This window comes from Streptomyces virginiae (genome assembly GCF_000720455.1).
GTDB classification, from domain to species: Bacteria; Actinomycetota; Actinomycetes; order Streptomycetales; family Streptomycetaceae; genus Streptomyces; species Streptomyces virginiae.
Window position 1 is genome coordinate 292,992 of sequence record NZ_JOAK01000005.1, and the last position, 18,374, is coordinate 311,365.

Consider the following 18,374-nt stretch of genomic DNA (forward strand, 5'->3'; position numbering starts at 1 on the left):
ACGTACGTTCACGCGGCCCCCCAGCTCATGCCTCTTGACCTCCGGCGACTTGGACCGGAAGCCACACCATGATACGTGCGCCGCCCAACTCGCCGTGCTGACGCGCCTCTTGGGTGCCTCCCAGGTCCGCGACGATGTCCCGGACGATTGTGAGGCCCAGCCCGGTCCCGTTGTCGCGTGTTGTTTTGCCCGGCAGCCAGATCGCGCTCAGCGAGATTTCCCGGATTCCGGGACCTGAGTCATCGACGGAGAGACACAGGCGAGTTGTGTCTCCCTCCACGGCCAGGCGTGTTCGGATGCGGATCGTGCGCTCGGGCCGGATGGCATCCGTACGCGTAAAGGCGTGTGCGGCATTCACGATCAGGTTGGACAGGATTGACTCGATGTCGGCAATCGTGCTGCGGACGATTGCGCCCTCCGCGCCCAGATCGTAGGTGACCTGGATACCCCTCTCGTCGAGATATCGGGAGAACAGTCGGACGATTGCCGGGCACTCCCGGTCGAAGTCAACGTCGGTGATCTGTCGCTTGTTCTTCGTAAGGAGGGTCAATGGGAGACGAGCGAAGGTCTCTAGGGTCTTGGCGCTGTCGATCGAGTTCTCGACCGACGAGTGGAACCTTTCCTTGTACTCGTCCTCTGAGACATGCTGTTTGACTCGACGGCTGACCGTCTTGACCTCGTTGATGATGCGGGCAGCTGGCTTCATCGCCTCGTGTGCGAAGACCGCGGTGCTGGTTCCGACCGTGGCCAGGGTGCGGTACAAGAGGAGGTCTTCGCGGAGTGCTTCGATTTCCTGACGTTGAGAGTCGAATACCTCAGAGGCTCCGGCGGTGAAGGATTCCAGCACTGCGGAATCGGCGACTCCGTCCAGAGTTGGCGTTTCGGTGTCCTTCGGGCTGATGGCCTCCAACAGGTTGCGGAACTGCTTCTCGGCTTCCTTGACCCGGTCGCGCGCCTTGGGTACTGCGCCAATGCGACGTTGCTCCCGCAGTTCAAGTCGCTGCTCCGCCGACCAGTCCAGGGCACGCTTTGCGAACTCCTGCAGTTCGAGAAACTGTAGGTTGTCGACGAACCCGCTGCGGTCCGTCTTGGGCCGGAGGAGCTCGTCAGGGTCCTCCACCCGAATGCGGCCAACGGAGTTATTCGTGGACGCGCGGCCCTCGGGGCTTGCTGCACGCCGTAGGTTGATGACCAGCCAGTCGTTCCCCATGTCCCCGTAGGGCTGTACGCGAAGTTCCCGATGGTAAAGATGGACTCCGCCCACCTGCTTGAGCCACTCCTTGATCTCCGCTGTGGGCTGCTGCGCGAAGCGAATCTCCTTGGAGGCCCCGGGGTTGAGATTGAACATCCACATCTCGAACGCAGCTGGCGGCGCGGAAAATGTCAGAGGCGCACTGCGATCGCCACGCCCTTGGCGCTTTTTGCCTACATCGTCGTGGCCCGCCGATTTAATTACTTCACCACGCCAGTTGTAGAGAGTCGCAGAAGCCTTTCCGTGCTCGTCCAGCTCAGCCACGAGCCGAAACTCGACCCACTGGAGCAGGTCCGCAGTGATCACCCTGGACAAGTTCTCGAATTCCGGGGAATCGCAGGTCACTCGGAACGCCGAACCGTCGGCGAAGGGGCCTGTAAGCATGAGCACCGACCGCGCGAGACGGTCTGCGTCCTGCTGGGCGATTCGCTGGCGAAGCCCCGTGATTTCGACGGTCGTGCCGGTATCTCCCTCGGACTTCCGGCTCTTTATAGCCAGGGGGACGTCTTCCACGGCGTCAGACGCGTCGATGCGGTCCCAGTCAATGGTCAGCGTGTGCTCGATGTCCGGGTCGTCCACAGAGCGCGTGCGCACGGTGACATGAGTGCCGAGGCGGAGGGCGGCAATTCTGCCCAACCCTTTCTCGCCTACCCTTCGCCGACCGGTACGGGTGTGGGTGTTCGACGCCTTTCCAGACTTCCCAATGAGGAGAAAACCATTGGTGAGCTGGCCCGCTGTCATTCCGTCGCCGTCGTCCGAGACGATGAGCGTTCCGCCGGGCTGCTCGGCTTCACTCATCTGCAGTCGGCAGATCGTGGCATCCGCGTCATAAGCGTTGCGGACGAGCTCCATGATGCCCAAATCCGCGTGTGGGACCAGTTCTTCACCGAGCCGGGCGAGGATCTCCGGGGCGAAACGGAGGTGGTGCTGCGTCAAGGCGTTCCTCCTGTACGGCGCGGCCAAGGCACCGCCGCTCGATCGAGCGGGCGGGTCATCGGGAAATCGTAGCCGTCTCCTCGGCGGTGAACATGAGTGACAAGAAGCCACATGTAGCCAGGCAGTGCGTCAGCCTCGAGGGGGCCCGATCGGTGCGTTCACCTTGGAAGAGCCCACCGGTAGTCCGGTCGAGCCTGAAGAACGGCAGCCGTCCTCCAGGCTGGAGCGGCATCGGCGTTCCTATCGCCAGCCGTCGAGGGAGACTTCCGGGCCCCCGTAAGGTACCGGCGGAGGGCGCTTGAGGTGGTGTCCACGAAGTTCCCGGGGATTGCGCCTGCATCTACCCAGCAGACCTGCGAGTGCTTGCGGGGTTCGCGGTTTTCGGGTTCACCGGCCCACTCGTGCGTGGCAAAAACGACGGTGAGGAAGCCGTTGGTGGCCTCCACGCCCCAAGCTCCGTGGATGACGTGGGCAACCTTGAGAGACTCGGGCTTCACGGTCACACCGGTCTCTTCGTACAGCTCGCGGACGGCCGTCTCGGTGATCGGTTCGCCCGGTTCGCTCTTGCCGACGGGGAGGTCCCACATTCCCTGGGCGAACTTCGCGTTCTCGCTGCGCTGGAGGAGGACGACGCGGTTGGTGGCCTTGTCGTGGACGATGACAGCCGCGACCAGCAGGGGCATCGATTCGAGCGCCGGCTTGAGGGCTTGGGAGCGGTCGTCGGTCTGCTGGGCCACGGTGTTCCCTTCGTCGGGCGGGTTGTTGGGCATGTTAGGCGAGCGCCTCGCGGGCACGGCGGGCGAGATCGGCGGCACCGGGAACGCGGCGGCGCTGGTAGACCGCGAGCGTGGAGCGGATCGAGGTGATCGCCTTGCGGGTGCGGTCGGAGGTCATGCCCTCCATGACAAGCAGGGCCCGGGTCCAGGCGGCAACGGCTTCGTCGGCGCGGGCTTGGGCGGCGAGGCTGTCGCCGAGGTCGGCGTGGGTAAGGGCGTGGACGCGCTTGTACTTCACAGGGTCCCAGCGGGTGAGGGCGTCGCGGTGCTGTTGTTCGGTGCCGATGTGGTCGGCGAGGTCGGTGAGGGTGCGGGCGGTGTGGCTGGTCACGGTGCCGGCAGCGGGGCCGCTTACGCGTGAGTAGCTGGGCTGGGGACCGTCGTCTCGGAGGAGGGCGTCTTCGGCGGCAAGCAGGGCGCGTGCGGCCGACGACTTCTCATCGGTGGCGGCGTAGGCGCGGGCATGGGTGATGTGGAGGAGTGCCTCGGTCTGGCCGTCGATGTGGCCGAGACCTGTGCGGAGGGCTCCTTCGACGAGGTCGACGCAGTGGTGGGGGTGCTTGAGGCTGAGGGCCTGGTGGGCTAGAGCGCGCATCATCCAGGCGGCGTGGCCGTGGGGGTCGGCTTCGCAGGCGAGCTTGTAGTAGCGCTGGGCAGCGCCTTCCTGGCCGAGGCCGTGGCGCGAGCGTCAAGCAGGTGCAGCTGGTCCTCGGGCATGCGTCCGCCGTCATCACGCTGCGGATCTACGCGCACCTGTGGCCCGGGGAAGAAGACCGCACCCGGGCCGTCATGGACGCCGTGCTCGGCGGCCTGCGGACCGGGTGCGGACAGCTAAGCGGTGCGACCCGCGAAAGTGCAGTTCAGGCCGCCTAGAGGGAGATCAAGCCTTCTTGGTCTCCCAGAAGATGCGGTCGATCTCGGCGATGAGGTCCAGGGCCTTCTGGCCGGTCGCCGGGTCGTTCGACGCCTTGGCGGCCGAGAGGGCCTTCAGGGTGTCGTTGACCAGGGTGTGCAGCTGCGGGTACTTCTCGAAGTGCGGCGGCTTGAAGTAGTCGCTCCACAGCACCGAGACGTGGTGCTTGGCGAGCTCGGCGCGCTGCTCCTTGATGGTGATGGCGCGCGCGCGGAAGTCGGCGTCGTCGTTGGCCTGGTACTTCTCCTGAACGGCCTTGACGGACTCGGCCTCGATGCGGGCCTGGGCAGGGTCGTACACGCCGCACGGCAGGTCGCAGTGGGCGGAGACCTTCGCCTTGGGGGCGAAGAGGCGGGAAAGCATGGAGTTTGTCCTCCTCGTGATCGTCTTCTCAAGGGGGGACATTACTCGCTGGGGAACCGGATTTCGCGGCCGCCCCCATGGGCTTAGGACAAAAGTCCAGGGTCACGGCCGGACCGGTGAGCGAATGTACGGGACCGTGCGGCAGCATGCGGGAGTGACGAGGAGGACACGCATGGTGGAGAACGCGCGCCCGCGCAAGCGGTTCGAGGTGGTGGAGGTGACGGGCCCGTCGATGGTGCCCACGCTGCTGGACGGGGACCGGCTCGTGGTCCGGTACGGAGCCGCCGTCCGGCCGGGTGACATCGTGGTGCTGCGCCACCCCTTCCAGCAGGACCTGCTCGTGGTCAAGCGCGCGGTGGAGCGGCGGCCCGGCGGCTCGTGGTGGGTGCTCGGCGACAACCCGTACAACCGGACCGGCGACAGCACCGACTACGGGCCGGTGCCCGGCGAGCTGGTGCTGGCGACGGCGGTCCTGCGGTTCCGGCCGCGCGAGGAGGATCAGCGCTCGCTGAGGGCCCGGTTGTCCTGGGCCGCCTCGTCGCTGCGCGTGCTGCGGGCCGACGCCTCGGCCTCCAGCCGCTTGCGGGCGCGGTAGGCGGCCACGTTCGCCCGGGTGGCGCAGCGGTCGGAGCAGTAGCGCCGGGAGCGGTTGGTGGAGGTGTCGAGGTAGGCGTTGCGGCAGGGCGCGGCCTGGCACAGGCCGAGGCGGTCGGGGCCGTGCTCGGTGAGGGCGAAGGCCAGGCCCATGGCGGCCATGGCGGCGTAGCCGGCCGAGGCGTTGGAGGGGTGTTCGGCGAGGTGGATGTGCCAGTCGGGGCGGCCGTCGTCGGCGAGGGTCTCGTGGCCGGAGACCTGGGGGCTGACCGGGAACTCCATGAGCAGCGAGTTCAGCAGGTCGACCGCGAGGACGTGGTCGCCGCCGTCGGCGGCCTCGAAGACGGCCCGCAGTCGGCCGCGGACGTTGCGGAAGCGGGTGATGTCGGTGTCCGTGACGCGGCGGGCCATCTGCTGGCTGGCGCCGAACAGGGCGCGGACGGCGTCCACCGAGGTGAGCGCGTCCTTGTTGCGGGCCGGCTCCTCGGTGTTGACCAGGCGCACGGCGAAGTCCGAGTAATGGGCCAGTTCCACTTGTAGTCCTTACGGCTGCGGATTAATGTCTCTCGTAACGACTGAGACGTCTTCGAGGGTATTACGTAGGGAGGGGTTCGGGATGGCGGATGCGACGGACACGGCGGACACGACCGACACGACCGACGCGGGACGGACCGGTACCGACTGGCAGGCCTGGCAGGACAGCTGGGACCGCCAGCAGGAGTGGTACATGCCCGACCGCGAGGAACGGTTCCGGGTGATGCTGGACATGGTCGAGGCACTGGTGGGACCCACCCCCCGGGTGCTGGATCTCGCATGCGGTACGGGAAGTATTACGGACCGCGTCCTCAAGCGGTTCCCGGGAGCCACCAGTACGGGCGTCGATCTCGACCCCGCGCTGTTGACCATCGCCCGGGGCCACTTCGCCGGCGACGAGCGGGTCGCCTTCGTGACCGCCGACCTCAAGGACCCCGCCTGGCGCTCGGCCCTCCCCCACGACACCTACGACGCGGTCCTGACCGCGACCGCCCTGCACTGGCTGCACGGCGAGGAGCTGGCCGTGCTGTACGGGCAGCTCGCCCCGTTGCTCGCCCCCGGCGGGGTGTTCATGAACGCCGACCACATGCCCGATCCGGCCACCCCGCGCATCAACGCCGCCGAGCGCGCCCACCGGCACGCCGGCATGGACCGGGCGAAGACGGCCGGGGCGGTGGACTGGCGCGAGTGGTGGGCCCTGGCCGCCGCCGAGCCGGCGCTGGCCGAGCCCACCGCCCGCCGCTTCGAGATCTACGGGGAGCACGCCGACGGCGACACCCCCTCCGCGGCCTGGCACGCCGAGACGCTGCGCGCCGCGGGCTTCGCGGAGGCCCGTACGGTCTGGTGCTCGCCCTCGGACGCGCTGGTCCTAGGTCTGAAGTAGGGGATCCGGAGAACCCGGAAAGGACACCGACGGCACGGCCGAGGGGCGGTACGGAATTCCGTACCGCCCCTCGGCCGTGTCCACGTGCGGCGCCCGGCGCCGCCGACTACAGCACCTTGGAGAGGAATGCCTTCGTCCGGTCGTGCTGGGGGTTGCCCAGTACGTCGCGCGGGTGGCCCGACTCGACGACGACGCCGCCGTCCATGAAGACGAGGTTGTCGCCGACCTCGCGGGCGAAGCCCATCTCGTGCGTGACCACGATCATGGTCATGCCCGAGTCGGCGAGGTCGCGCATGACGTCCAGGACGTCACCGACCAGCTCCGGGTCCAGGGCCGAGGTGGGCTCGTCGAAGAGCATCAGCTTCGGCTCCATCGCCAGCGCGCGGGCGATCGCCACGCGCTGCTGCTGGCCGCCGGAGAGCTGGGTGGGGTAGTTCCCGCCCTTGTCCCCGAGGCCGACCCGGTCCAGCAGGCGGGCGGCGCGCTCGCGCGCCACCGCCTTGGACTCGCCCTTGACCATGACCGGCGCTTCCATGACGTTCTCTATGGCCGTCATGTGCGGGAAGAGGTTGAAGCGCTGGAAGACCATGCCGATGTCCCGGCGCTGGGCCGCGACCTCGCTGTCCTTGAGCTCGTAGAGCTTGTCGCCCTTCTGGCGGTAGCCGACGAGGTCTCCGTCGACGTACAGCCGGCCGGCGTTGATCTGCTCCAGGTGGTTGATGCACCGCAGGAAGGTCGACTTGCCGGAGCCGGACGGGCCGACCAGGCAGAAGACCTCACGCGGGGCGACCTCCAGGTCGATGCCCTTGAGGATGTGCGCCGCACCGTAGGACTTGTGGACGCCCTCGGCCTTCACCATGGCAGTCATCAGGCCACCGCCTTGCGGTTCGAGAAGCTGGACAGTTTCGCCTTGATCTTCTGCAGCGGCGTGGGCGGCAGCGAGCGGAGCGCACCACGGGCGTAGCGGCGCTCCAGGTAGTACTGGCCGACGCTGAACACGCTGGTCAGGGCGAGGTACCAGATCGAGGCCACGAAGAACATCTCCATCACCGCGAACGAGGTCGAGGCGATGTCCTGGGCCGCGCGCAGCAGGTCGAAGTACTGCACGGCCACGACCAGGGACGAGGTCTTGAGCATGTTGATGAACTCGTTGCCGGACGGCGGCACGATCACCCGCATGGCCTGGGGCAGGACGACGCGGCGCATGGTCTGCGTCCGGGTCATGCCCAGCGCGTGCGAGGCCTCGGTCTGGCCCTCGTCGACCGACTGGATGCCGGCACGGACGATCTCCGCCATGTACGCGCCCTCGTTGAGGCCCAGACCCAGCAGGGCGGCCAGGAACGGCGTCATGACCTGGGTCATCTCGTCCTTGTAGAACCCGAGGTTCAGGATCGGGAAGATCAGGGCGAGGTTGAACCAGATGAGGAGCTGCACGTACACCGGGGTGCCGCGGAAGAGCCAGATGTAGAACCAGGCGATGGTGCTGGTCACCGGGTTCTTCGAGAGCCGCATCACGGCGAAGAGGACGCCGAGCGCCAGGCCCAGGGCCATGGCGGTGATGCTGATCCAGATCGTGTTGACGACACCACGCAGGATGCTGGGGTCGAACAGCTTCTCCGGCACGGTCGCCCAGCGGACGTTGCCCTGGGAGAAGGCGACGATGAGCGCCACGACCAGACCGATGACGACGACGGCACTGATCCAGCGGCCGTAGTGGCGGACCGGGATGGCACGGATCGCCTCGGGGGGTACGGCCCCGGCCGGCGGGGTGTCCGCCGGACCCGGGTCCTTGTCGAGCTTGTCAGTCACAGTGACTGCCCTTCAGTGTGCTGCGGTGGTACGCGGAGGTCAGGAACCGGCGTTGATCTTGGCCTCGGTCACGGCGCCGGAACCGGCGTTCCACTTGTCCAGGGCGGCCTTGTAGGTGCCGTCCTTGATGATCGCGTCGAGGGCTTCCTTGAGCGCGTCACGCAGCTCGGTGTTCTTCTTGTCCACCGCGATGCCGAAGAGGCCGGCGTCGGTCGGGTTGGCGATGGCCTCGAAGTCGTTGCCGCCGCCGGCGGTCTGCGCGATGTACGCGGCGACCGGGGAGTCGTTCAGGTCGGCGGCGGCGCCACCGGCCTTCACGCGGGTCTGGGCCTCGGCGTCGGTCGGGAAGGACTCGATCTTCAGCTCGCCCTTGCCGTCCGTCTTGCACTTCTCGGCCTGGGTCTTCGCGGACTCCTCGTACGTGGTGCCGCGCTGCACGGCGACCGTCTTGCCGCACAGGTCGTCGAGGGTCTTGATGCCCTGCGGGTTGCCCTTCTTGACCAGGATGCCGGTCGAGGCGGAGAAGTAGTCGACGAAGTCGACACCGGCACCGGTCTTGGCGCCCTTGTCGTCCAGGCCCTCCTGACGGGCCTTGGTGTCGGTGAGGGAGGACATGACCAGGTCGCTGCGGCCGGTCTGCATGCTGCCGATCAGCGTGTCGAAGGTGCCCGACTCGAACTTGAACTGCACGCCGAGCTGCTTGCTCAGGGCCGCCGCCACGTCGGGGTCGACGCCGACGATCTTGCCACCCTCGGTGAACTCCATCGGCGCGTAGGTCGCGTCGGTGCCGACCTTGATCACACCGGCGTCCTGGATCTTCTTCGGGAGCTTCGAGAAGAGCGGCGCGCTGCTGTTGTTCGCCGCACCCGACGGGGTCGAGGTCGCCTTGTCGGTCTGGTCGCCACAGCCGGTGAGGATCAGGGCGCCGGCGACCGCGATCGCGCCGACCGCGGCGATCCGGGACCGGGCGGCGGTCGTACGACGGGTGGTGCTTGCGGTCATGGCTTCGTTCCTCCGACAGTGGTGGAAAAGCATCGAAAAACGGTCGGACACGCACCATCGAGTGTCGCGACCTTGTGTGATTACGGCATCTTGCCATTCGGACTGAGACATTCAGGCTGCCCGTCAGGTCAAAATCGCATAACGGGCGACCGGGGTAGGCCAACAGGACTGCGGGCAAGAGGGTTCGAGGCCGCAGATACTGCCGTGACCAGGCCTTTTGGGCGCAGTTTCTACGGAGCGTCTCGCCCACCGGACGGCAAGGTTTGGACTTTTCGCCAAAAGGCGGGCAAGTGACCTACGGTTGAGCCGGAATCGACTCGTCTGAGCGAGTGTTCTTCGGGTAGAACAGATCCTTACACCCCTCATCCGGGGCTCAGGGCGCGCGTGCGGCGCGCCCGCGCGTACGAACCTCCCCTTCGCGGAGACGGGCCAACCGTCGATGCGGAGTACGGACGCGGTGCCCGCCCACCCCTTAACCAGGAGTGGCCACCCTCAACGAACAAAAGGAATTAAGGGGTCACACGAAGTGGCAGCGGAGATCGTCAACCCTCGCAGCGACAGTGCGACGGACAACAACCCCGACGCGGTGTTCGCACTGCACCGGGGCGGCAAGATGGCCATCCAGGCCACGGTTCCGGTCAACGACAAGGACGACCTGTCCCTGGCGTACACCCCGGGCGTGGCGAAGGTGTGCACCGCCATCGCCGAGCAGCCGGAGCTGGTGAACGAGTACACCTGGAAGTCGAACGTGGTCGCCGTCGTCACCGACGGTACGGCCGTGCTCGGCCTCGGTGACATCGGCCCGGAAGCCTCCCTCCCCGTGATGGAGGGCAAGGCCATCCTCTTCAAGCAGTTCGGTGGCGTGGACGCGGTTCCGATCGCGCTCGCCACCAAGGACACGGACGAGATCGTCGAGACGGTCATCCGTCTGGCGCCGTCCTTCGGCGGGGTGAACCTGGAGGACATCTCCGCGCCCCGCTGCTTCGAGATCGAGCGGCGCCTCCAGGAGGCGCTGGACATCCCGATCTTCCACGACGACCAGCACGGCACGGCCATCGTCACGCTGGCCGCGCTGCGCAACGCCGCCAAGCTCACCGGTCGCACCCTCGGCGACCTGCGCGCCGTGATCGCGGGCGCGGGCGCGGCGGGCATCGCCATCGCCAAGATCCTGGTGGACGCGGGCATCGGCGACGTCTGCGTCACCGACCGCAAGGGCGTCGTGTCCGCGGACCGCTCCGACCTGACGGACGTCAAGGCGGAGATCGCGGGCCTGACCAACAAGACGGGCCAGACCGGCTCGCTGGAGCAGGCCCTGGCCGGCGCGGACGTGTTCATCGGCGTCTCCGGCGGCTCCGTCGCCGAGGAGGCGGTGGCGACGATGGCGAAGGACGCGTTCGTCTTCGCCATGGCCAACCCGAACCCGGAGGTCCACCCGGACGTCGCGCACAAGTACGCGGCGGTCGTGGCCACGGGCCGTTCGGACTTCCCGAACCAGATCAACAACGTGCTGGCGTTCCCGGGCATCTTCGCGGGTGCCTTCAAGGTGCGCGCCACCCGGATCACCGAGGGCATGAAGATCGCCGCCGCCGACGCCATCGCCGGTGTCGTGGGTGACGAGCTCGCCGCCGACTACGTGATCCCGTCGCCGTTCGACGAGCGTGTCGCGACGGCCGTGGCCGCGGCGGTCGCCGCTGCCGCGAAGGCGGACGGCGTGGCCCGCCTGGTCTGACCCGGACCGAGCACGTGCGCGAAGAGGCCCGACCGGATCGACTCCGGCCGGGCCTCTCGTCGTCCGCGCGGCGCCGGGAGGCCGCCGGCCGGGTGCGGGTGCGACGAAGGCCTCACCGGCGCGGTCGCGGCAGGTCTGGAACCGGGCCCTACCGAGCGGTAGCGTCGCGGCATGTTCGCTGCCTATGCCGCCCGAATCGACCGTGACCAGCCGCTGAACGGCCTTGTGCTGGGCGACCGCCCCGCCCCGCAGGCCCGCCCCGGCTGGGTGACCGTGAACGTCAAGGCCGCCTCCCTCAACCACCACGACCTGTGGTCGCTGCGCGGGGTGGGCCTCGGCGAGGAGAGCCTCCCGATGATCCTCGGCTGCGACGCGGCCGGGACCGACCAGGACGGCAACGAGGTCGTCCTGCACTCCGTGATCGGCCAGAGCGGCCACGGGGTCGGCCCGGACGAGCCCCGCTCGATCCTGACCGAGCGCTACCAGGGGACCTTCGCCGAGCAGGTGACCGTCCCCGCCTGGAACGTCCTGCGCAAGCCCGCCGAGCTGTCCTTCGAGGAGGCCGCCTGCCTTCCGACGGCCTGGCTGACGGCCTACCGGATGCTCTTCACCAACGCCGGGGTCCGCCCCGGGGACTCCGTCCTGGTCCAGGGCGCCGGCGGCGGTGTCGCGACCGCCGCGATCGCCCTCGGCAAGGCTGCGGGCCTGCGGGTCTTCGCCACCAGCCGCGACGAGGCCAAGCGCAAGCGGGCCGTGGAGCTCGGCGCGGTGGAGGCCTTCGAGCCGGGCGCGCGGCTGCCGCAGCGGGTGGACGCGGTGATCGAGACCGTCGGCGCCGCCACCTGGTCCCACTCGGTGAAGTCCCTGCGTCCCGGCGGCACCCTGGTGATCTCCGGAGCCACGAGCGGCGACCGCCCGGCGCACGCCGAGCTGACCCGGATCTTCTTCCTGGAGCTGAAGGTCGTGGGCTCGACCATGGGCTCGAAGGACGAGCTGGAGGACCTCCTCGCCTTCTGCGCCACGACCGGGCTGCGGCCGGTGATCGACGAGGTGCTGCCGCTGGACCGGGCGAGGGAGGGGTTCGAGAAGCTCGCGTCGGGCGACCTCTTCGGCAAGATCGTCCTCAAGCCCTGACCTCCGGGGCCCGCCCGGCCCGATGTCAACTGGGGTTGACGCCACCTCCCGCGTCAACCTACATTGACATGCATGACGGAAGCGACCGATCTCGCCGAACGGGCAGGTGACCGGGACCCGCGCGTGGGCCTGCGCGCCGTGGCCGCCCTCCGCAGGCTGCTGGAGCAGCTGGAGGCCGTGCAGGTACGCAGCGCCCGCGCACAGGGCTGGTCCTGGCAGGAGATCGCGGCCGAGCTGGGCGTGAGCCGGCAGGCCGTGCACAAGAAGTACGGGAGGCTCTGATGTTCGAACGCTTCACCCGCGACGCGCGGTCGACCGTGACCGGGGCGGTGGCCGAGGCCCGGCAGGCCGGGGCCGCCACGGTCACCGAGGAGCACCTGCTGTTGTCCCTGCTGGCCCTGGGCGCCCTGGACCCCCTCGGCGTGGACCGCGCGGCGGTGGCCGCCGACCTCGCGGCGGCCCGCCGCCGGGGCGGCATGTCCCGGGCGGACGAGGAGGCGCTGGCCGGACTCGGCATCGACCTCACCGAGATCGTCTCCCGGATCGAGGAGGCCCACGGCGAGGGCGCCCTCGCGGCCCCCGCGCCGCGCCGCCGGACCCTGGGCGCCTCGCTGCGCTCCGCGCTGGGACGTGCGGAGCCGGACGATCGCGGCGGCAGCCGCCACGTCCCCTTCACCGAGGGCTCGAAGAAGGTCCTGGAACAGTCCCTCCGCATCGCCCTGGGCCGCAAGGACGACCACATCGGCACCCTGCACCTCCTGCTGGCCCTGCTCTCCCGCCCCGGCACCGCCTCCGAGATCCTGACGGACCACGGCATCACCTACAGCACGGCGGAAACCACCCTGGCGGCATAACCGGACCGGCGGGCCGCCTCGGCACTGACGGACGGCCCGGCGACGGGTGCCCGGCGGTGGCGGTCGGGTCGGGCGGTGGCGGTCTGTCGGCCGGTCGGCGCGGATGGCCTGGCGGTGGCGGTCGGTCGGGACACGGCCGCTCCGGCCCGCTCCGGCGGCGGGTGCCCGGCGGTGGCGGTCGGTCGGGACACGGTCCGCTCCGGCCCGCTCGGGCGGCGGGTGTGCGGGGGTGTCACCCGGGCCCCTGCCGGGGCGCGGGCGGGGCCGGGCGGGCGCCGGGGTATCCCCTCGGGCGCCGAACGTGAGGGGCGGACGAGCAGCGGGGCGGAATTGCGTTCGACGCCCTGCGGGGACACCCCGCCACACACCCGACCGACCCACCCCCAGCGGCACTTCAGCCAATCCGCACCGGCCAGCCTGACCGGCACACCCCAGTCCCGCCCCCACTCCCAGCCTCGCCGGCACACCCCAGCCCCGTCGGCGATTGAGGCGCGGGGTCCGGGGCGGAGCCCCGGCCTTTCAGCCCCGCCGGGCACCACCCGGGCGCCACCCGGCCCTGCCAGCACCATCCAGCCCCGCCGGCGATTGAGGCGCGGGGTCCGGGGCGGAGCCCCGGCCTTTCAGCCCCGCCGGGCACCACCCGGGCTCGCACACCTCAGCCCCGCCGGGGATTGAGGCGCGGGGTGCGGGGCGGAGTCCCGGTGGTCAGGGGCGGGAGCCGAAGGTGCCGCTCAAGCGGGCGGCGGCGGCCGCGAGGTGGTCACGGGCCTCGGCCACCCGGGCCGCGGTCACCCCGTGGTCCCGCGCAGCGTCCCGCACCTGGTCGCGGAAGCGGTCCAGCAGCCGGTCCAGATCACGGGCGGGGTCACCGGTGGCCGGCAGGTCCGCGGCCCAGCCCGGAGCCCGGTCCGAAGCCCGGTCCGACGGCTGGTCCGACGGCCGGTCCGCGCCCGGGCCCTGCGTGCCGCCGAGCCACGCTCCGGCCAGACTGCCCAGGACGCCGCCGGACTTGGCGAACTGCTCCTGGAGCTGGCCCGCGATGCGCTGGACCTCCTCGCGGGCCCGGTCCTGGGCCTCCTTGGCCTGGCGACGGGCCGCCTGCGCCTCCTCGCGGGCCCGGCGGCTCTCGTCCTTCGCCCGGCGGGCCTGTTCCTTCCACTCCTGCCTGGCCTTGCGCAGCTCCTCCTTGGCCGCCTGCCAGGAGTCGTCCTCGCCCACCTGCGTCGCCGACGCGGAGGCCGCCGCCCGCATCTCCCGCCGCAGGTCCCCCGCCGCGCCCCGGACGTCGCTGCGGATCTCGGCGGCCAGCTCGGTGACCGAGTCGCGGATCTCCAGCTCCAGGTCGGCCAGTTCCCCGCTGCGGTCGGCCAGTTCGGCGCGGCCCGCGTCGGTGATGGAGTACACCTTGCGCCCGCCTTCGGTGGCATGGGTGACCAGGCCCTCCGCCTCCAGCTTGGACAGGCGCGGGTACACCGTGCCCGCGGAGGGGGCGTAGAGGCCCTGGAAGCGCTCCTCCAGCAGGCGGATCACCTCGTACCCGTGGCGCGGCGCCTCGTCCAGCAGCTTGAGGAGGTAGAGGCGGAGGCGGCCGTGGGCGAAGACGGGCGGCATGTCAGAGCACCTTCTTGTCGAGCGCGAGCGGAGCGGCGGGGGCGGGGGCGTCGGCCTGCGGGCGGCGCAGCAGCGCGATGGCACCGGAGACCGTGGTGGCCCGCAGGGTGCCGGCGCCGGAACCGAGCGTGCCGGTGATCCGCTTGGCGCCGAGCTGACCGGAGACCCGCAGGTCCTCGAAGGCGTTGGAGACGCCGCCGGTGGCGGTGTTGGCCTCGACGCGGGCGTCCGCGGGGTGCGGGAGGCGGATCGCGACCTCGCCGGAGACGGAGTTCAGGGCGATGTCCACGGGGCGCGCCGCGCCCGGGCCGGGGTCCAGGTCGATCAGCATGTCGCCGCTGACGGAGTCGGCCCGCACGCTCACGCCCGCGCCGTCGACGACGGTCAGGCCGCCGGAGACGGAGTGGAAGCCGAGGTCGCCGGTGACGGACTGGGCCTCGACGCTGCCGGACACGGTGTGCGCCTTGACCCGGCCGGACAGTCCGACGAGCGTGGCGTCACCGGAGACCCCCTTGACGTCGGTGGCGGCGGAGATGCCGGAGACGAAGGCGGTGGCGTCGACCGTGGCCACGTGGACCCGGGTGGCGGCCGGCACGGTGAGGGTCACCGCCGCGCGGCGCTCCCACACCTTGCGGCGGGCGGAGGAAGCGGACCAGGTCTTCCAGGGCTTGTCCTCGAACCACTGCTTGAGGCCCTGGGAGCCGTTCCAGGGCAGGTCCTCGTAGGAGACGGTGAGGACGCCGTCCTCCTGCACGACGTACAGCGGCGGTCCGTCGACCTCGGTCACCTCCAGGCGGGCCGGGCCCTCCTCGGCGGCGACCACGTTCACCGTGCCGCTGACGACGCGCACGCGGAGCTCGGTCACCGGCTCCTCGAAGGTGAGCTTCTGCGGTTCGGCGAAGTGCCACGTCGACCGCGACGGCTGGGACGACTGCTCTGCCATGGTGCTGATCCTCCTCGTGCGTTCACGGACCGGGCTCGACGCACGCAACATATCGCGTCTTCTACAGAACACGATATATCGCGGCTTTGCGAAGTCAAGAGTGGTGTCGGAATCCGCCATTTGGGGGTGTTTTGCCTTAGCGTGTGAGCATGTCAATTTCCAGGACCCCGACCGGCGGGATGCTGCTCTGCCGCACCGAGCCCCTCGCCGCCCGCTCCCCCGCGCACCTGCTGCGCGTGCGCCTGCTGCTCGCCCCGGCGGGCGCCTGGACCGTGCTCGTTCCCGAGGACAAGCCGTGGCTCGACGGCGGGGCGAGCGTGGGCGAGGTGTTCTCCGGCTGGGGTTCGGCGATCGCGGTCGGAACCAACTGGCCCGTGCTGGGCCTGTGGTGGGAGGGGGGCCGTGCCGGTTTCTCGCTGGCCGGCGGCTTCCGGCGGACCGTCGCCCAGGAATGGGACGCGGCGGGACGGCCGGCGGGCGAGCCCGGCGCGATGCGGACGCTGGCGGCCCGGCTGGGACTGGATCCCGTACTCGACCTGGAGGAACTGGAGCGGCTCACCCGCCCCGATCCCGAGCCGGAGGTTGACGGCGGAACCCGGCTGCGCGGGCTGGTCGCGCTGCTGACGCGCGCCGGGCTGACCCTGCCGCCCGGTCTGACACCGGGAGAACCGGCCGATCGGCTGCGGGGCGCGGCCCGGGTGGCACCGGGCGCCGAGACGGTGGAGTGGTCGGGCTGGCGCGACGCCGTGCGGGCCGAACTCGACGCGGTGGAGGCGGGCCCGCTGGGCCCCTGGGTCCACGGCCCGAAGGCCCGTCTGCTGGGCGCGGCCCAGGTCGCGGCGGGGGCGCCGCTGCTGGTGTGGGCGGCCCGGCGCCGCAGCCCGGCGTCGGCGGCGGCCGGGGCCCTCCTGCTGGCCCAGGGGACCCTCTCACTGGCCTACGACCGGGCACGCGCGCGCCGCTAGGGGGTGTCGGCAGGGTTCAGGCCGCCTCCAGCAGGGGGCTCGCGTGGTGGTGCAGCCACGCCCGGTACGGGGGTGTGCGCAGGGCGGCCTCGCGGTAGGCCGCGCGGAGGTCCTCGTAGACCTCGGCGTGCGCGCCGGGGCGGGTCGCCAGCAGCAGCCGCACGGCGAGGGGGTCCCCGCACAGCGGCCGGATCGCCATGTCCTCGCGCGGCCCGGAGGTGGGCTGGCAGGGGGCGACCGCCTCGCCGGAGATGATCAGCGAGGTCGCCGTGTGGTAGTCGGTGTGCAGTACCGGCGGGTCGAGCCCGGCCCCGGCGAAGACCCGGCGCAGGCCGTCCCATTCGCCGTCGACCGACGGGTCCACCGCCCAGCGGTCGGCGGCCAGGTCCCGTAAGGAGACGATCTCCTGCCCCGCCGCGGGATGGTCCCTCGGCATCGAGACGAACTGCGGCTCGCGCTCCATCAGCACGTGCGTCTGGAGCCCCTCGGGCACCCGCAGCGGGCTGCCCTCCACCTCGTGCACGAACGCCACGTCCAGCTGCCCCGCGGCGACCATCCTGAGCAGCGCGTTGGCGGAGACGTCCACCAGGAGGGAGGTCTCGGTGTCGGGCAGCCGCCGGTGGAGCCGGCGCAGCCATCCCGGCAGTGCCCGGCTGGCCGTCGAGCCGATGCGCAGCCGCGGGCCGTGGGCCTGGGCGCGGGCCTCGGCCACCAGGGCGGCCATGTCGGCGAGAAGCGGCCGGGCCCGGCCCAGTACGGTGCGGCCGAAAGGTGTGGGCCGGCAGCCGGTCCGTTCGCGCAGGAACAGCTCGCCGTCCAGGGCCCGTTCGATCCGGCGTAACTGGGTCGTCAACGAGGGCTGGCTCACGCCGAGTTGCCGGGCAGCCTTGTGCAGACTTCCGGCGTCGGCGATGGCGCACAGCGCGCGCAGGTGCCTGACCTCAAGCTCCATGCCCCGAGGGTAGGCCGGGCCCGTGGACCGCACCAGCCACCTATAGCCCCCCGAATCCCGCCATTCTCACGCCAGTTGGGCTGTCGAAATCTTCCCGATAGGCCGGCGCTATCGGGCAGTGACATCATCCGCAGGCCAGTTCCGCTCCCGCAGACTCCGGTACCGAAAGACCCACCCCCCACCGCACCGGATGAGTAGGAGCTCCCCCACATGCGCCACTCCCGTAAGGCCCTGCTGGCGACCGCCGTCGGCATCGGTCTCGCCGCCACCCTCGGCGCCGTCCCCACCGCCGCCGCCGCTCCCGCCCCCGTCGGCAATGTCGCGAGCTTCGCGGCGTACGAGCGTTCGCCGGAGAACGAGGCCGCCAACCGCGCCTTCTTCGAGGCCGTGCAGCGCTCGGTCGCCGAGCAGCGTGCCGCGAACCCGGGCGCCCTCGCCGTCACCGTCACGTACAACACCCGCAGCGCGCCGAGCTTCCGCACCCAGATAGCCAACTCCACCCGCATCTGGAACAGCTCGGTGAGCAACGTGAAGCTGCAGGAGGTGTCCTCCGGCGGGAACTTCTCGTACCGCGAGGGCAACGACTCGCGCGGCTCGTACGCGAGCACCGACGGGCACGGCCGGGGCTACATCTTCCTCGACTACCGGCAGAACCAGCAGTACAACTCCACCCGCGTGACCGCGCACGAGACCGGCCACGTGCTGGGTCTGCCGGACCACTACTCGGGCCCGTGCAGCGAGCTGATGTCGGGCGGCGGCCCGGGCACCTCGTGCACGAACGCCAACCCGAACTCCGCCGAGCGGGCGCGCGTGAACCAGCTCTGGGCCAACGGCTTCGCCTCCGGCCTGGGCGCGAAGGAGCTCGCGCCCACCGGCTGAGTCACCGCTCTTCGCGCTCCGCGTCCGCGTAGTCCGTGCAGTCGGGGTTCCGGCAGGGACCCCGGCTCCACACCGGGATGAAGACCCCGAGGGACTTGCGCCGCCTGACCACCGTGTCGACGCCGAGCCCGCACGCCGGGCACGTCTGCTGCTCGTGCCCGGCCTGCGGGGCCAGCCTCTCGTGCGCGTGCTGCTGTTCACCGGCCATACCTCCACGGTAGGCCGGTTTTCGCACGTTCGTCGGG

General features: G+C 70.4%; 18 protein-coding genes and 3 pseudogenes. 9 read left to right on the forward strand and 12 right to left on the reverse strand.

Going from position 1 to position 18,374, the window contains the following annotated elements:
* Window positions 1-25: 25 nt before the first annotated feature.
* The 3 genes and pseudogenes from IG86_RS0111020 to IG86_RS0111030 all read right to left on the reverse strand — a co-directional run.
* The gene (locus tag IG86_RS0111020; RefSeq protein ID WP_030896532.1) at window positions 26-2,188 is read right to left on the reverse strand and encodes a sensor histidine kinase; all 2,163 of its coding nucleotides are present in this window, start codon (window positions 2,186-2,188) and stop codon (window positions 26-28) included.
* Window positions 2,189-2,428: 240 nt separating this feature from the next.
* Window positions 2,429-2,958, reverse strand: a pseudogene (locus IG86_RS38590) (NUDIX domain-containing protein).
* 1 nt (window position 2,959) lies between these two features.
* Window positions 2,960-3,643: pseudogene (locus IG86_RS0111030) on the reverse strand (tetratricopeptide repeat protein); the annotation flags it as partial.
* Between IG86_RS0111030 and IG86_RS41050 the strand changes: the two are divergent.
* Window positions 3,643-3,837, forward strand: a pseudogene (locus tag IG86_RS41050) (tyrosine-type recombinase/integrase); the annotation flags it as partial. The pseudogenes IG86_RS0111030 and IG86_RS41050 overlap by 1 nt on opposite strands.
* Before the next feature lie 7 nt (window positions 3,838-3,844).
* Here the strand turns inward: IG86_RS41050 and sodN are convergent.
* Window positions 3,845-4,240 (reverse strand): superoxide dismutase, Ni, encoded by a 396-nt coding sequence (gene sodN / locus IG86_RS0111040; protein WP_030896537.1) that lies wholly within the window; start codon window positions 4,238-4,240, stop codon window positions 3,845-3,847.
* Between the two features lie 172 nt (window positions 4,241-4,412).
* On the opposite strand from sodN, the gene sodX reads away from it, so the two are divergent.
* Window positions 4,413-4,835 (forward strand): nickel-type superoxide dismutase maturation protease, encoded by a 423-nt coding sequence (gene sodX / locus IG86_RS0111045; RefSeq protein ID WP_030829412.1) that lies wholly within the window; start codon window positions 4,413-4,415, stop codon window positions 4,833-4,835.
* Here sodX and IG86_RS0111050 read toward each other — a convergent pair.
* Complete coding sequence (locus IG86_RS0111050) at window positions 4,739-5,368, reverse strand: CGNR zinc finger domain-containing protein (protein ID WP_030829408.1); 630 nt, start codon at window positions 5,366-5,368, stop codon at window positions 4,739-4,741. The genes sodX and IG86_RS0111050 overlap by 97 nt on opposite strands.
* An 82-nt stretch (window positions 5,369-5,450) precedes the next feature.
* Here IG86_RS0111050 and IG86_RS0111055 point away from each other — a divergent pair, with 82 nt between their 5' ends.
* Window positions 5,451-6,251, forward strand: a complete 801-nt coding sequence (locus IG86_RS0111055) for a class I SAM-dependent methyltransferase (RefSeq protein ID WP_030896541.1) — start codon at window positions 5,451-5,453, stop codon at window positions 6,249-6,251.
* 106 nt (window positions 6,252-6,357) lie between these two features.
* On the opposite strand, the gene IG86_RS0111060 is transcribed toward IG86_RS0111055, so the two are convergent.
* From IG86_RS0111060 to IG86_RS0111070, 3 genes are read right to left on the reverse strand one after another with little or no spacing between them, the layout of a single operon-like run.
* On the reverse strand, window positions 6,358-7,119 hold the full coding sequence (locus tag IG86_RS0111060) for an amino acid ABC transporter ATP-binding protein (protein WP_030829402.1): 762 nt from the start codon (window positions 7,117-7,119) through the stop codon (window positions 6,358-6,360).
* A complete protein-coding gene (locus IG86_RS0111065; protein ID WP_030829399.1) occupies window positions 7,119-8,060 on the reverse strand; it encodes an amino acid ABC transporter permease in 942 nt (313 codons plus the stop codon). The genes IG86_RS0111060 and IG86_RS0111065 overlap by 1 nt, the downstream gene beginning before the upstream one ends.
* Window positions 8,061-8,099: 39 nt before the next feature.
* A complete protein-coding gene (locus IG86_RS0111070) occupies window positions 8,100-9,062 on the reverse strand; it encodes an ABC transporter substrate-binding protein (protein ID WP_030829396.1) in 963 nt (320 codons plus the stop codon).
* Between the two features lie 526 nt (window positions 9,063-9,588).
* Between IG86_RS0111070 and IG86_RS0111075 the strand changes: the two genes are divergently transcribed.
* The 4 genes from IG86_RS0111075 to IG86_RS0111090 all read left to right on the forward strand — a co-directional run bounded on the left by IG86_RS0111075 (window position 9,589) and on the right by IG86_RS0111090 (window position 12,779).
* Window positions 9,589-10,791 (forward strand): NAD(P)-dependent malic enzyme, encoded by a 1,203-nt coding sequence (locus IG86_RS0111075; RefSeq protein ID WP_030658893.1) that lies wholly within the window; start codon window positions 9,589-9,591, stop codon window positions 10,789-10,791.
* A gap of 171 nt (window positions 10,792-10,962) precedes the next feature.
* Window positions 10,963-11,925 carry a zinc-binding dehydrogenase gene (locus IG86_RS0111080; RefSeq protein WP_030658890.1) on the forward strand — a complete coding sequence of 321 codons (963 nt, stop codon included), beginning with the start codon at window positions 10,963-10,965 and terminating at the stop codon, window positions 11,923-11,925.
* A 72-nt stretch (window positions 11,926-11,997) separates the two neighbouring features.
* Window positions 11,998-12,207 carry a helix-turn-helix domain-containing protein gene (locus IG86_RS0111085; protein ID WP_030013034.1) on the forward strand — a complete coding sequence of 70 codons (210 nt, stop codon included), beginning with the start codon at window positions 11,998-12,000 and terminating at the stop codon, window positions 12,205-12,207.
* On the forward strand, window positions 12,207-12,779 hold the full coding sequence (locus tag IG86_RS0111090; RefSeq protein ID WP_030829393.1) for a Clp protease N-terminal domain-containing protein: 573 nt from the start codon (window positions 12,207-12,209) through the stop codon (window positions 12,777-12,779). The genes IG86_RS0111085 and IG86_RS0111090 overlap by 1 nt, the downstream gene beginning before the upstream one ends.
* Before the next feature lie 705 nt (window positions 12,780-13,484).
* Here the strand turns inward: IG86_RS0111090 and IG86_RS0111095 are convergent.
* Together IG86_RS0111095 and IG86_RS0111100 are read right to left on the reverse strand one after the other, a co-directional pair.
* Window positions 13,485-14,390, reverse strand: a complete 906-nt coding sequence (locus tag IG86_RS0111095) for a PadR family transcriptional regulator (RefSeq protein ID WP_030829390.1) — start codon at window positions 14,388-14,390, stop codon at window positions 13,485-13,487.
* Between the two features lies 1 nt (window position 14,391).
* The gene (locus IG86_RS0111100; RefSeq protein ID WP_030829387.1) at window positions 14,392-15,333 is read right to left on the reverse strand and encodes a DUF4097 family beta strand repeat-containing protein; all 942 of its coding nucleotides are present in this window, start codon (window positions 15,331-15,333) and stop codon (window positions 14,392-14,394) included.
* 155 nt (window positions 15,334-15,488) lie between these two features.
* On the opposite strand from IG86_RS0111100, the gene IG86_RS0111105 reads away from it, so the two are divergent.
* Window positions 15,489-16,298: a hypothetical protein gene (locus IG86_RS0111105; RefSeq protein ID WP_030896548.1), complete on the forward strand. Its 810-nt coding sequence runs from the start codon at window positions 15,489-15,491 to the stop codon at window positions 16,296-16,298.
* A gap of 16 nt (window positions 16,299-16,314) precedes the next feature.
* Here IG86_RS0111105 and IG86_RS0111110 read toward each other — a convergent pair whose 3' ends face one another.
* Window positions 16,315-17,250, reverse strand: a complete 936-nt coding sequence (locus IG86_RS0111110; protein ID WP_030829381.1) for a LysR family transcriptional regulator — start codon at window positions 17,248-17,250, stop codon at window positions 16,315-16,317.
* Window positions 17,251-17,460: 210 nt separating this feature from the next.
* Here IG86_RS0111110 and snpA point away from each other — a divergent pair, with 210 nt between their 5' ends.
* Window positions 17,461-18,129 carry a snapalysin gene (gene snpA / locus IG86_RS0111115; RefSeq protein ID WP_030829378.1) on the forward strand — a complete coding sequence of 223 codons (669 nt, stop codon included), beginning with the start codon at window positions 17,461-17,463 and terminating at the stop codon, window positions 18,127-18,129.
* Window position 18,130: 1 nt separating this feature from the next.
* Here snpA and IG86_RS0111120 read toward each other — a convergent pair whose 3' ends face one another.
* On the reverse strand, window positions 18,131-18,337 hold the full coding sequence (locus tag IG86_RS0111120; protein WP_030829375.1) for a hypothetical protein: 207 nt from the start codon (window positions 18,335-18,337) through the stop codon (window positions 18,131-18,133).
* Between the last annotated feature and the right edge of the window lie 37 nt (window positions 18,338-18,374).